The organism is Paenibacillus sp. WLX1005 (assembly GCF_046603685.1).
In the GTDB taxonomy this organism is placed as follows: Bacteria; Bacillota; Bacilli; order Paenibacillales; family Paenibacillaceae; genus Saccharibacillus.
This window is the reverse complement of record NZ_CP176756.1, coordinates 4,631,402-4,645,541: the sequence shown is the minus strand read 5'-3', so window position 1 is coordinate 4,645,541 and position 14,140 is coordinate 4,631,402. Positions and strand designations below refer to the sequence as shown.

At 49.2% G+C, this 14,140-nt stretch carries 11 protein-coding genes; 5 read left to right on the top strand and 6 right to left on the bottom strand.

All coding sequences use genetic code 11. From position 1 onward, the window contains the following. The first annotated feature begins 2 nt into the window (after positions 1-2). A complete protein-coding gene (locus ACE3MZ_RS19915) occupies positions 3-1,559 on the top strand; it encodes a Ppx/GppA family phosphatase (protein ID WP_411343843.1) in 1,557 nt (518 codons plus the stop codon). Here ACE3MZ_RS19915 and ppk1 read toward each other — a convergent pair. The 4 genes from ppk1 to ACE3MZ_RS19895 all read right to left on the bottom strand — a co-directional run bounded on the left by ppk1 (position 1,492) and on the right by ACE3MZ_RS19895 (position 6,234). Continuing rightward, on the bottom strand, positions 1,492-3,636 hold the full coding sequence (gene ppk1 / locus ACE3MZ_RS19910; protein WP_411343842.1) for a polyphosphate kinase 1: 2,145 nt from the start codon (positions 3,634-3,636) through the stop codon (positions 1,492-1,494). The genes ACE3MZ_RS19915 and ppk1 overlap by 68 nt on opposite strands. 152 nt (positions 3,637-3,788) lie before the next feature. Next, entirely contained in the window at positions 3,789-4,007 is a 219-nt protein-coding gene (locus tag ACE3MZ_RS19905; protein WP_411343841.1) for a hypothetical protein, read from the bottom strand. A 253-nt stretch (positions 4,008-4,260) separates the two neighbouring features. Next, the gene (locus ACE3MZ_RS19900; RefSeq protein ID WP_411343840.1) at positions 4,261-5,250 is read right to left on the bottom strand and encodes a polysaccharide deacetylase family protein; all 990 of its coding nucleotides are present in this window, start codon (positions 5,248-5,250) and stop codon (positions 4,261-4,263) included. A gap of 99 nt (positions 5,251-5,349) precedes the next feature. Continuing rightward, positions 5,350-6,234 (bottom strand): LysR family transcriptional regulator, encoded by an 885-nt coding sequence (locus tag ACE3MZ_RS19895; RefSeq protein ID WP_411343839.1) that lies wholly within the window; start codon positions 6,232-6,234, stop codon positions 5,350-5,352. Between the two features lie 183 nt (positions 6,235-6,417). Here ACE3MZ_RS19895 and ACE3MZ_RS19890 point away from each other — a divergent pair, with 183 nt between their 5' ends. Then, positions 6,418-7,458: a YeiH family protein gene (locus ACE3MZ_RS19890; RefSeq protein ID WP_411343838.1), complete on the top strand. Its 1,041-nt coding sequence runs from the start codon at positions 6,418-6,420 to the stop codon at positions 7,456-7,458. Positions 7,459-7,573: 115 nt separating this feature from the next. Here the strand turns inward: ACE3MZ_RS19890 and ACE3MZ_RS19885 are convergent, their stop codons facing one another. After that, positions 7,574-8,632: an ester cyclase gene (locus ACE3MZ_RS19885; protein ID WP_411343837.1), complete on the bottom strand. Its 1,059-nt coding sequence runs from the start codon at positions 8,630-8,632 to the stop codon at positions 7,574-7,576. Positions 8,633-9,018: 386 nt separating this feature from the next. Here ACE3MZ_RS19885 and ACE3MZ_RS19880 point away from each other — a divergent pair, with 386 nt between their 5' ends. Genes ACE3MZ_RS19880 through ACE3MZ_RS19870 form a run of 3 tightly spaced genes read left to right on the top strand, consistent with a single transcriptional unit; the run spans position 9,019 to position 13,001 of the window. Continuing rightward, entirely contained in the window at positions 9,019-10,941 is a 1,923-nt protein-coding gene (locus ACE3MZ_RS19880; protein WP_411343836.1) for an ABC transporter substrate-binding protein, read from the top strand. Between the two features lie 18 nt (positions 10,942-10,959). Further along, positions 10,960-12,006, top strand: coding sequence for a FecCD family ABC transporter permease (locus ACE3MZ_RS19875; RefSeq protein WP_411343835.1), 1,047 nt, complete (start codon positions 10,960-10,962; stop codon positions 12,004-12,006). Continuing rightward, positions 12,003-13,001, top strand: coding sequence for a FecCD family ABC transporter permease (locus ACE3MZ_RS19870; protein WP_411343834.1), 999 nt, complete (start codon positions 12,003-12,005; stop codon positions 12,999-13,001). Before ACE3MZ_RS19875 ends, ACE3MZ_RS19870 begins: the two co-directional genes overlap by 4 nt. A 74-nt stretch (positions 13,002-13,075) precedes the next feature. On the opposite strand, the gene ACE3MZ_RS19865 is transcribed toward ACE3MZ_RS19870, so the two are convergent. Beyond that, positions 13,076-13,744: a DUF1129 family protein gene (locus tag ACE3MZ_RS19865; RefSeq protein ID WP_411343833.1), complete on the bottom strand. Its 669-nt coding sequence runs from the start codon at positions 13,742-13,744 to the stop codon at positions 13,076-13,078. Positions 13,745-14,140: the final 396 nt, after the last annotated feature.

The following is a 14,140-nucleotide window of genomic DNA, read 5'->3' as shown; positions in this document are numbered from 1 at the left end:
CTATGCACAATTCATCGAAGCAAAGCCGTGTCGGCATTATGGATATCGGGTCTAACTCGATTCGACTGGTCATTTATGAGAATGGAAGCGGTATGGGCTTTAAAGTACTGAAAGAATGCCGGGAATCGGCGCGACTGAGCGCTATCGTTACACCGGAAGGTGTGATGCCACTGGAGTCGGTCAGCCAGATCGTACCGGTGCTGCGCCAGTTTGCTGAAGTTAGTCGGGCATATGAAGTAAGCGAGATTCGTGCGGTGGCAACAGCGGCGATTCGCAATGCAGTCAATGGCGAGCAAGTGATCCAGTATTTGAATCAGGAAACTGGACTTGCGATCGAATTGCTGCCGGGCGAGATGGAAGGTCATTATGGCTTTCTTGGCGTTGTGAACCGGATCGATATTCGGGACGGCTTTATTATCGATATCGGTGGTGGTAGTACAGAGATTACGCTGTTTCAGGAGCGTAAACGCATCTCCAGCGTGTCATTCCCATTTGGTGCGGTCAATATGAATGTCCGCTTCGGCGGCAAGCAGGAAGGACGCTGGGACGAGAAAGCAATATCGGGACTGGAAACGATGGTGATGAAAGCAGCCAACGAACATCCGTGGATCAGCCAGCATCCTGGGCTGCCGATGGTCGGTCTAGGCGGTACGATCCGTGCGATTGGTAAAATGCATCAGCGCAAACGCAAATATTCGATGGAGCAGATTCATCAATACCAGCTGCAAGCAGAAGATACGGATTATTATTATCAGCAGTTGCCGTCCATGACCAATGAAGAACGCAAACGTATCGCTGGTCTGAGCAAAAACCGTACGGATATTATCGTGCCGGGCACGATCATTTTGCGAACATTGTTCCGTCATATGCAGTGTGCGCACTATGTGATCAGTGGTAGCGGTCTACGCGACGGTCTGTATTTTGAATGGGAACGTGGCAAAGAGCATGCCGTCTTGGACGATGTGCTGGAATACGAGATTGAATCGGTACTGGACAGCGAGCCGTTGCCACGCCAGCGTCATCTGCGTCAAGTCGCTGATCTGTCGGTGCAGCTATATCAGGCGCTGGGCGAAGGGCTGGATGATCCGTGGAATGTCAAATTGCTACGTACAGCAGCTCTACTGCATCAGGTGGGTATGAAGGTGAGCTACCATGATTACGAGGAGCATACCCGCTACCTGTTGACGACACGCGCACTAGCAGGGCTGGATCACCGGGAAACGGTACTGGTTGCCTTTATCGCGATCTTTGGCAGCAAAGGAAAAATTAAAAAAAGACGCATTTCGGTCGAATATGCCGATATCCTGCATCCGAATGATGAGGAGCGTATTCGTCGTCTGGGCGCCTTGTTGCAACTGGCAGCATCGATGGACACGAGCGAAACACAGCCGGTGGAACGTATGCAAGCCGTACGCAAAGGAAGAGACTTCGAGCTGACCATTCAATGTCGCACCGAAGCCTCTATGGAAGTTGTTGAAATTACGGAAGCTGTTAAAGATTTGGAGAAGGAGTGGGATGTCCGAGTGCGGCTGGTGGTACGTACGGTTTCCAGGAGCTGATCTCCCATGCCTTGAACTGGCTGCGCAGCGGCGGTTCTCCATTTTTATAAAATTCATAATTGCCGCTGGGCAGCAATATTCTGGCTTTGACGTTATCTCCAAGGATAAGGTTCAGAATATTGAGCACGGCGGCTTTTGCATTTCTATCGAACAGTGGACACATTAACTCGACCCGGCGGGTCAGATTGCGAGTCATCCAGTCCGCGCTTGCCAGCCATACTTCCTGCTCACCGCCGTTGTCAAAGGCGAAGATGCGGGAATGTTCCAGATAACGATCCACGATGCTACGAACGCGCACATTCTCACTGAGTCCCGGTACGCCCGGACGCAGACAGCAGACGCCGCGCACGATCAGATCAATCTGCACACCAGCTTGTGATGCCATATACAGCTCGTCGATAATCTGCTGATTGGAGAGCGAGTTCATCTTGGCGATAATGCGTGCCGGTTTGCCTGCCCGTGCATGATCAGCTTCGCGGCGGATCAGCTCGACGAATTTGTTCATCATCGTGCTTGGCGCGACCGCAACGGCTTGCCAGTCATGCGTTTCCGTGTAGCCGGTAATATGATTGAACACTTCCGACGCATCCTCGCCGATCTGTGGATTGACGGTGAGCAGACCGACATCTGTATACAGCTTGGCGGTGGAGGCGTTGTAGTTGCCTGTACCGATATGAATATACCGACGCAGCGCGGCACCTTCGCGGCGTACGACGAGAATGACTTTGGCGTGCGTCTTCAATCCAACGAGACCGTAAACGACGTGACAGCCTGCCTTTTCCAGCATGCGCGCCCATACGATATTGCGCTCCTCATCAAAACGTGCCTTCAGTTCCACGACAACCGTGACTTGCTTGCCGGATTCAGCGGCGCGAGCGAGTGAATGGATTAGCGATGACTTGCCGCTAACTCGATACAGCGTCATTTTGATCGCCATGACGTCTGGATCATCCGCCGCCTGTTCGATAAAATCGCTAATCGCATCAAACGATTCATACGGATGGTACAGCAGCACATCCCGTTCCTTGATGACACTGAAAAAGTCAGTTTCACTGCCTTCTGGAAACTCTGGCGCATAGCGCTGGATCTCCGGCGTGTAACGCAGGGAATCGCGTCCAACAATCGAATCAGAAAAGCTTAACAAAAAGCCCAGATCCAGCGGACCGTCAATCTCGTATACCGCTTCACTAACATCAAATTCTTCTAACAGCTGGGCAAGTGCATACGGATGGAAATCTTTCTGAATCTCCAATCGAACCGGCGCACTGCGTCTACGTTTGCGCAGCTGGTTCTCGATCTCTTCCATCAAATCTTCGGCATCTTCTTCGTTAATATCGAGATCCGCATTCCGCGTCAGACGGAAGGCATCGACCGCAATCGGCGTATAGCCGCCGAATAACGTCTGTATATGCTGGCAGATCAAGTCTTCAATCAGAATATATTGCTGCTTTTTACTATTTTGGCGATGCGGAAGCACGACGGCGCGCGGCAGATTGGATGGAATCTGAATAATGGCAAAATAATACGCCTCGCCTTCTTCCGATTCCAATGCCTTGAGATTCGGATGCTCCAGCACGACCGACAGATAGACGCTTAATCCGTGTACAAGGGGAAACGGACGACTCTGGTCAACCGCCATCGGCGTTAATACCGGATAGATCACTTCATGGTAGTACGTATCCGCCGCTTTACGCTGGGTGGCACTCAGATCGTTATAGTGAGTAAGCATAATGCCCTGTTTCACAAGTTGACGCGACAGATCCCGGTATGTACGGTACTGCTGGGCGACCATTTTCTCGACGCGTTTGGTCAATCGTTTGTATAATCCAGCGGGTGCATAACCGGTAAAATCCTTTTTTGTATATCCAGCTTTGATCTGGTTGCGGATACCGGCTACCCGTACACTCATAAACTCGTCCAGATTGCGGGAAACGATACCGAGGAACTTGATTCGTTCCAGCAGCGGTGTATCGGTATCCTGCGCTTCTTCCATAACGCGGGTATTGAACTCGATCCAGCTGAGATCCCGGTTAATATAAGTTGCTTGCGCTTGGTGATGTCCATGTTTGTTTTCCATAATGCCTCCGGTTCATGATTTTATTCCTGAATTTGCCGGGTTGTAGTGCTAGAGGTTGGTGCAGCAGAGAACCAGCAATGTCGAATGCTGCAACATTTCATCGTATGTAGCCAGTATAGCCCGTTATTGTTAACGCTGTGTAAAAACCAGCGTTAACTTTCGTTCCACAAATTAGGTCCGTCGATTCTGGCGATGGAACGTTTCTGGGTCCGACCAAAATTAAAGCTGCGCAGACGGACTTCGTACCCGTCCTCATCTAGCGGCAGCGTCTTTTTCAATTGTTTGACCGTCAAGGTTGGATAACCGGGACGGGTCAGATCGATTAGAATCACACTATCGTGCAGCATATTCAGGCATTCGCCGATTGTCATGGGAAATCCTCCTGGGCAATGGTTGCGTACCGACCATTAACAGAGACATCAAGGACGATAAGCAATGTGATGCAGAACTGCTTGTCCCTGTAGACTTTCGTCGGCTGTGTCGGTGGCATGTATTAACGTATTACCCGCTTCCTTCTATTTTGAGTGAATCCCGCTGAAATTGCAAAATACAGAATACGAAAAAAGCCCCGACAGCGATGCTTGGAAGCAGCACCGTTTCTGTCGGGACGTGGTGGATATATATTTACTGTTTCTTCTTAACCAGACTCTTATCATCCACATCCGGCAAGCTCAGTAAGTGCTTGACCGTGGTCGTAGAGGTGACATTCAATCTTGGCAAATACATCAGATCGTCGCCGGGATGGACGTAGCCGGGGCGAACGGTGAATGCCATGCGATACCCGTGTGTTTTCAGGTCGTAGATCATTTGTGGGTTGTATTCGCCATATGGATAGGCGAAATATGGTGTGTCGATCCCGGTTTTGCTTTTCATCAGATCAATATCGTGGTTGAACCGATTGCCGTCTTTGCCAGCCACATAGTATTCAGCGCATTGCACGAGACTTTTGTAATGCAGATTATACGTATGACTATGGTAATCGAATACGTCTGCGGTTTTTTTCATTTCGGCGCGGGAAATGGTTGTTTTGGCAGTTGGTACGAATGTTTGCGTTTTGGCAGTCAATTTGGTACCGACGATAAAGATGTTGGCGTGGAAGCCGTATTTTTTTAGAACCGGATAAGCGTAAATCACGTTATTCTGATAGCCATCGTCAAAGGTAAGCACGACCGTCTTCTCTGGAAGTTCGATTTCACCGCGTACATATTGCTCCAATTCTTTGAGTGTGGCGGTATGATAGCCTTCGTCATGTAAATATTTCATACCCTGTTCAAATGCTTCCAGATTAATCCGGGCATTGTTCGGTTCGACATTGTATTTTTCCGGTACGACATAATGGTACATCAGCACCGCGACGTGACTCGCTTTGCCGTTAGATACGGATTTGACGACAGGAAGTTCAGCGGCGGATGCGATATGTTGATCCGCTTCCGGTGCATCGCCGTTCAAGGTCTGGAACAGGTCGTCCTGCATATCGTAGGTCGCCCGGCATGTTTCATACGAGAATGCCGAAGCGTGAGGATATTTCAGGCTCAACACATAGAAGGCAACGACGAAGGCAATCGATATGTAGAGCATGACTATGATTAGATTACGGATACGTCTCAGTTGCATGTCTTCGAAAGCTCCTTTTTGTGTGAGTTGATCCTTTGTTAAAGGTTGTCTATATATAACATCGGACAAAGAAGGAGCATTTTTTATGTTACTAAAGAATCATAATGATGAGGGAAATAACTGTTCGATGAATACTTCATGAACTCGTGTTGATGCCATTTCTGGAGACGTGATCAAAGAAAAGTTCCGTTCCTGCTGAATGCCTTTGACTACAAGTTCTACCAATTCTCCATGTTCAAGCTCCTTTTGCACAATACATCTGGATAGCATGGAGATGCCCAAACCGGCAAGAACAGCTTCTTTGACACCTTGACTGCTATTGAATACATACGTTTTCTTCGGCGTACAACCAGTAGTATCCAGAAGACGATCGCTAAAAGCACGTGTACCTGATCCAGGCTCGCGCAACACCCAGACTTGATTGTTCAAATTAGTGGTGTCCACAACGCGCAACGCAGCTAGTGGATGATTGGCAGCAGCTATAATGATCATCTCATCCTTTGCATAAGGGCGAATATGAAGTGAAGACAGCCAAACTTCCCCTTCAACCAGACCTAGATCCAGTCGTTGATGCTGAACCGCTTGAATAATTTCGGCTGTATTGCCAATCGTTAATTCGATATCTGCCTGCGGATATTTCATCGCAAACGTTGCCAACATACGTGGCAAGACATACTCTCCAATCGTAAAACTTGCACCGATGTGTAGGGAACCGGTCACTTTATCATGCAGTCGCATAATATCCTGCTTGGCAGCTTCATGAAGCAGTAGAATCTCTTTGGCACGACGATATAAAATGTCACCCGCTTCAGTGAGTTTGACCATTTTGGGAGAACGGTGCATGAGTGTTGCTCCGAATTCATTTTCCAAATTCCGTATATGCAAACTCACACCCGGTTGCGACAAATTCAGCAATTCTGCTGCCCGTGAGAAGTTTAACTGTTCAGCTACGGTAACAAATACACGCAATGTCTCGACAATCATGCCATCACTCCTTAACGTTATCTCATGTTGTTCATCGTACATCGCTTCGTGCTACATCGCAATGTAATCATAAGTTTTACTTATCATTGAAATAGCAGATGCGTATTTCTCTTTCTGACTGGTGCCTTTTATAGTGAATATAAGCAGAGGCATGATTGTAAGTTGAGAATAGGAGTGAACAGGATGCATACAAGTGAACAATATCTCACGAAACCGCGTCAATATAAAGGATGGATTCTAGGTATAGCCATTACGTTACTCATTGCTGGCATCGCCAAATATATATCTGGTTTTCCTTTTTTGAGTGTAATGGGACAACTGGTTATTGCTATTTTGATCGGTATGATCTGGAGAAGTACGATTGGAATTCCTAATCAATGGCATGAAGGCATTTCCTTTTCAAGCAAACGATTGTTGCGTTATGGGATTATTTTGCTGGGGATGCGGTTGAATCTGCTGGATATTGTTCATGCCGGACCGAAAGTGTTGGTAATTGCAGTTATCAATATTGCGGTTACGATTCCCGTCGTCTATGGCATTGCTCGTTGCTTCAAAGTAGAACATCGGCTAGGCGTGCTGACCGCTTGCGGAACGGCAATTTGTGGAGCCGCGGCAGTAGTGGCGATTGCTCCCCAAATGAAGGCAACGGATGACGAGACAGCAATTGGCGCTGCTACAGTAGCGATTCTAGGTACGTTGTTTACATTGATGTACATTGTATTATATCCATGGCTTGGGTTGAGCGCTAATGGGTACGGTATATTTGCCGGAGCGACGCTGCACGAGATTGCTCATGTGATTGCAGCAGCGGCACCTGCCGGACAGGCATCGGTCGATCTGGCAGTCATCGTAAAATTGACACGTGTAGCGTTACTAGTGCCGGTAGCGATTTTGATAGGAATTTGGACGAATGCGAGAGAACGCAAAGTCAATGCACAAGCAGTACAGGCGAGCTGGAGAGATATTCCGATTCCATGGTTTATTGTAGGATTTCTGCTGGCAAGTGGGGTGCATACGCTAGGCATCTTGCCTGAAGCCTGGGCAGATCATATGGTGGATATTGCTTATCTGTTGATTGGTATGGCTATGGCTGGATTGGGGTTAAATGTCCATTTGGCTACTTTTCGTCGGATGGGGCTACGTCCATTTGTCGCAGGATTGCTAGGTTCGATCATTTTGGCAGGATTGGGATTTGAGCTGGTGCAATGGTTGGGATTGAGCTAATAACAACGCAAAACACCTGCCTCAAAACTAGCAGGTGTTTTGCATTGTTGTGTTGCAATATAAAGGCATAGACTGAAGATGCAACCATATGCCTCAAGTAGTGTCCTGTGCTTATTTAGAACATGGTGTTGTCGTTAGCGGATTTCTCTGGGACAGGTTGAGACAGAGTCCACATTTCGGCGATTTGACCATTATCGACGCGGAAGATGTTGATGACAGAGTTGCCGCGGTCGGTGTCGCTAGTTTGCATATGGCTGTGTACGAGAACGAGATCGCCTTCGGCAATCGTGTTGCTTACGGTTGCTTTGCTATTCGGGTTGGAACGGAACTGCGTCAGATAGTGACTGATCAGGGCGCTGCGACCGTTTTGGATATCGGAGCCGTGTTGCGTGACGTTTTCGCTGACGGCTTCGTTGGCGATGTCTGTGTTGTGTTCGTTGAAGAAGCTGTTAACAAAGTTGCTTACGAAGCTGGCGTTTGCAGCTACCGTTGCGCGATCTGTGTCGGCAAGTTTGGCTTCGGTTGATGCCGAAGGCAGCAGGTTTTGCAGAGATGCGTTATCGGTAGTGCTGCCAGCGGACTGCGATACGTCCCAATGTTCAGCGATTTTACCATCGGCAATTCGGTAAATGTCTACGACAGCGCCCGGTGCGACAGCTGTAGAAGCTGAGGTGCTTGCTGCCGATTCCGTGTTGCTGGACGATTCGTTGGATTCAGTCGTACCCGGTGATGGAGTCGAAGCGGACGTGTCCGGTGTCGTGAACACAGCGACTAGATCGCCCTGACCGATCATACCGCGCAGATTGACTTTGTAATCCGGGTTTTCTTTGATAAATGGCGTAAAGAACGATACGAAGCCTTCACGTCCAGTAGCGGCGTACGGATTATGCTGAATATAATCTTCCGCCAGATACTGGTCGGCTTTGTCCAATTGATGACCGTTTAAAATATCGTTATACATATTCAGTACCAGCTGCTTATTGGCGATGATTTTGGCTTCTTCAGCAGATGGCGTGCTTTCTGGTGTGGTGGTCGTGCCTGTCTCAGGGGCGGTGTTGCCCGAATTTTCGGTAGCTTCCGGTGTTGTTGTACCAGGTGCTTCCGATGTACCCGAACAGGCGGACAAAATGGCGATCAGCATCAGGCTCGCCAGCAAAAGACTTGCTTTTTTCATAATGACAGCTCCTTTGATGGTTGTGATTTGCGGCAGCGAACAGCGTATTCAACTCACATGATTATCTCTCGTTATATAACCATATTCCCGGTCGATGAATGGAACAAAATTGACACCGAATGATGAAAACGGCGCTGCCTGAATCATACGTCCAAGCAAAAAAGGCTCGCCTACTGCATGAAATTGGCGACATCATGGACAAGATCCTTCACCTGTATTGACGAGTACATCGAGGAACAGGTTGCGCTATATGGACAATTGGTACGGTACTTCCTATTCTTTTCCATTGTTATTGAGAATGGTTATCATTAGAATAAAGAGAGATAGATTGCAGTGTTGTAGCCTGCATGATCGATATTTGGACTGCGGTAACAGGGGTGATGAGGATGGATATTGCGCGTTACACCGCGCTGTGGAATCAGATTTCCATGCGCGTGGATCATATAGAATATACAGTGCTGGAACAGAACAAGCGGCTATCGAAGTATGAGATGCCGCTCCATGGATACATTTATGTAACCGGTGGCAGTGGTCAACTGGTGCTGGATGATTATGTTTGCCGGATTGAGCCGTTTCATCTGCTGCACGCTGGGAAAGGGATGAAGCTGAGTCTGAGACCGGGAGCGGGCGAAGAGGGCATAGCGTGTTACTTGATCTTTTACCGACCGGACGGGGAGTGGGGAGAGGGGCAAGCGTTGCCTGACGATCTGACGCTACTGCGCACACGGTATCATTTGCAACCAGAGCAGCCGCTGGTAATGCGAGATCGCATCCTGCATATGTACGATAGTCTGCGTACTGGTGATGCACTGCATCTCTATCGGGTGCACGCGCTATTCGGGCAAATGATGTACGAGATTCTGCATCAGCTTGGCAACGAAGACCAGCAGCATATGCTTGATCCCGTTGCACAGGCGATGCGTTATATGGAAGAGCATTATACAGAGCCATGTACGATGGATGAACTGGCGGATTGTCTCGGATGCAGTACGCGTCATCTATCGCGTCTATTTCGCAAGCAAGGCATTGGGCAAAGTCCATCGTCGTATTTACTGCATTTGCGGATGGAGCGTGCTTGTGAATTGCTGACAGTAAGCCGACTCAGTGTACAGGAGATTGCACGTAGTGTCGGGTACGATGATGTGTATCATTTTAGCCGAATGTTCAAAAAGTACAGCGGGCTAGCGCCTGTGTTATACCGTCAGCAGCAGCGTCGTCCGAATATGCCATCTGGTAAGTCTGATTTCTCCATTGCTGCGATTGGGAATGATGTCTATATTGATAATAATTCTCAAAAAGAAAAAAGCAGTGGAGGTTCTCACATGATGTATAACTATTCGCGGCGTTCTGCCGTATGGATGCTGCTACTCAGCTTCAGTCTGTTGCTGGGTGCCTGTTCATCCGCGGCTCCGAATACAACCGGCAGTGCCGTTAGCGGCAATGAGTCGGCACAACGTGCAACAGCGACAGCCGAGAACGGTATGCGCACAATTCAGCACGATCTCGGTTCCACCGATGTCAAAGAAAACCCAGAGCGCATCGTCGTACTGGAGCAAGGTTTTACCCAGACGGTTGCCGCATTAAAGGTCAAGCCTGTCGGTGTAGCGGACGATAACAAACCGGAGCGTTTCCCACAGGATACCCTTTCTTATATTGAGGGCTACACCTCGGTAGGTACGCGCTCTGAGCCGAATCTGGAAGTGATTCGTACGCTCAAGCCTGATCTGATCATCGCCGATACAAGCCGTCACACCAATGTATATGATCAGTTGTCTAAGATTGCACCGACGATCGTTTTCAAAAATGACACTGCTAATTACGACGAGATTGTACAGTCCACTGAACAAATCGGACTCGCACTCGGCAAGGAGCAGGATGTGCAGACACTGTTGAACGACCACAAGCAGCAAATGGATACGCTACGCCAAGCGGTGCAGCAAGGACAATCCGTGCTGATCATCGCACCGGATGAAGAGGAGAGCAATTCGTTCCAAGTACGAACGACGTCTTCGTTTCACGGTTCATTCTTGGCAGCAGCCGGACTGGATTATGCACTCAAAGACGATGCGGAAGTTAGCCAGTTGATGACGACCGAACAGCTGATGGCGATAGATCCGCAGCATTTGCTTATTTTAATCAATGAAGATAACGATTCCGTATTGGACGCGCAAAAGGATAATCCGCTCTGGAATCAGTTACAAGCGGTACAACATGGTCAAGCACACGAGGTGGAGCTGGCAACATGGTCGAGACAGCGCAGTCTGCCTGCACTGAACAACATTATGGACGAAGCAGCAGGTTATTTCTAAAATGAACAGGAGCTATACATGATGAGCAGCAGCAATCGTACCGACAGTCAGGCAAAACGGACAGGCATCTACAGCTTGCCATTGTTTTGCTTTGCAGCGGCGGGAGTGCTGCTGTTCATATTTGCCCTATTGTCATTGATGATCGGACCAGCATGGATTGGCTGGTCAAGCATTGCCGGATATGTGTTGAATAATTCGGAAACGATCAAAGACCATGTTGTGCTGCATATTTTACGTGTACCGCGTATGTTGACGGTGCTGCTCATTGGGGCAGCGCTTGGCGTGGCAGGGTGCATCATGCAGGCACTCACGCGTAATCCGCTGGCATCACCAAGTGTATTCGGTATTCATGCAGGTGCGTCGTTTGTAATTGTACTCTGTACGATCCATTTTCCAGCAATCAATGGATTGGGATTATCAGCGGCGGGATTCGCAGGTGGATTACTGACTGTGTTGCTGATCGTAGGCATGAGTGCTGCGATTCGCGGCGGACGTGCTGATATTCGCATGGCGCTGATCGGTGTAGTGATTCAGGCGCTGCTATCTTCATTTACACAAGGGCTGTTGATCTTCAACGAAGAATCAGCATCGCGTCTATTATTCTGGCTAGCAGGTTCGGCGGCGGGGGTGCAGTGGGATGAGGTGTATGTGCTGTCCATCTGCTGTGGGATCGGCTTATTGGCAGCGATGTTTCTGGGACGTTCGTTATCCCTGATCAGTCTCGGTGAGGAGATGGCGCGTGGACTTGGACAACGAATCTGGACAGTGCGGTTGATCGGGACGCTGATTGTTGTACTGTTGGCAGGTTCGGCGGTAGCTGTTGTGGGACCGATTGGGTTTGTTGGCTTGATCGTACCGCATATCGCGCGCTATTTGTTAGGAACGGACTATCGCCGTCTATTGCCGCTTAGTGCATTGCTTGGCGCCATTCTGTTAACGATGGCAGATGTGTGCTCGCGCTTTGTGAATTTTCCGGCGGAAACACCGGTTGGTATCGTGACCGCATTGATCGGAGCACCGTATTTTGTTTATTTGGCACGGCGCCAGAGCAGGAGGCAGGCATGAAGCGTAATGTGATGGTATTGACGATGTTGTCGCTGCTCGTTCTGCTACTAAGTCTGCTGAGCATCAAGGTAGGGGCGGTATCAATCGGCTGGCTGGATATACTGCAAGCTTTGACAGGGCGAAGCGATTCGGATCAAAGGTATATTGTGCTACATTACCGTTTGCCACGAATTGTCGTCGCGATTCTAGTTGGCAGCGGATTGGCAGTATCGGGCTTGATCACACAGGCGTTACTACGCAATCCGCTTGCAGCACCGGATACGCTCGGCATCTCTGCCGGAGCTTCGCTAGGTGCGGTGCTGACTGTGCTAATATTGCCGCCCGGTCAGCCTGTATGGGTGACACCACTGGCGGCGCTCATTGGTGGGTTCGTCGGTGGAATGTTAGTGTACGGATTGTCGTATAGCGGTGGTATTGATCCCGTACGATTGGCGTTAGTCGGCATTGCGGTTAGCGCGTGCGGCAGTACACTTGTTCAACTGCTCGTGACTCGGTTTGCGGCAAATGCTAGTACCGTGCTGTTATGGTTAAATGGATCGCTATGGGGGCGCACTTGGGATCAGGTGATACAGTCGCTACCTATTATCGGGCTAGCGTTGCCAGTAACATGGGTACTGGCGCGGCGGCTGGATATACTGGCGCTAGGGGATGAGACGTCGCGCGGGCTTGGTTTGCGTTTGGAGCCGGTGCGATTATTGTTGTTCGGATTCGCAATTGCGCTGGCTGGCGGTTCGGTCGCAGCGGCGGGCATGATCGGATTCGCTGGGCTGGTCAGTCCACATATGGCACGGCGACTAGTCAGCCGGGGACACCGCATATTGATTCCAGTTACGGCACTAGTTGGTGCAGCGCTTGTGCTGCTTGCCGATATGATCGGGCGTATTCTGGCACCACCGGTAGAATTTCCGGCAGGGCTAGTAACGGCGGTGATCGGAGCGCCGTATTTTCTATATTTGTTATGGCGCGAGTTCCGTCCTGCACGTGCACGCACATAATCAAAAAGGGCACGCTGTCACAATCTAGCGACAGCGTGCCTTTTCATCATTCGTAGTATGGAAGAGATCATTCGTTAGCGGCGCATAAAAATAAACTTTTGACCTAGAATACCGATAATACACAGGATCAGGCTAATCCAGGGCGAAATGACCACGACTGGCATCACATTACGCAAATAGTTGCCGACCACGATAATAGCGACCAGAATGACCACATACGTCAATACAGAACGCGCGTTGATCTGCATACGCGGACGATCCAGATCACTCTTTTCTACTGGCTGATTCGCTACACGCGTGACCAGCTCCACCAGCACAATCGCACCAGCGGCAACCAGTACAAGCGTCGATAGACTGATCTCGCCGACGACACCCGTGCCACTGACGTTGATTTTGAAAAAGCCGGCAAGTGCTTGCAGTAGAAATACCCACGTAAGCGCGATCCAGACGATCATAATATAATACATCGGTTTGCTGAGTTGCCGGCGCTCCGGCAAATTCTCTATCAGCTGAGTGGCATACGTGTCGGAGTCTTTGCCGAACAGCTGTAAGGCGCTCTGCTTCCGTTTCTGTGCATCCAGTAGATGCTGTCCCATTTCCAGCAGCAATTCTTCGCCGGATTGGCGCTCGATTCGTGCATCTCGAACATAGACGATCACATCATCATAATAGTTCAGATTTTCCGTATTGAGCTGATCCCGGATCACATTGATGTCTTTGACCAAATGACGCACTGTACTCATAGCTGTTCCTCCATTTCTCATTAGAATTTTATGATAGTTAAACCGCCTGTCGTCTGACATTGAATGCTACGGACGAACATGCGGATCATACCTGATATGCAGGATATGTATATTCCCTATTACCCGGAATACACGGGATATGTCGCAGGTTATGATGCCCTGCGCAGGGCGCTCTGCATCTGATACATATAGCGCTTGCAATCGTACTTGCACGCATGTACCGATCAACCCGGAAACCACTATTTTGCCACACTTTCGCGAGATTGACAATTCACTCGGCAAAATGATATTATAGGAATATAAATAAAACTTACTAAACATATCGGAATTATTTAATTTTAAATGAAATTGTCCATTTAGTTTGCACTTTGCGTTGTGTAGCTGACATGTAGATGG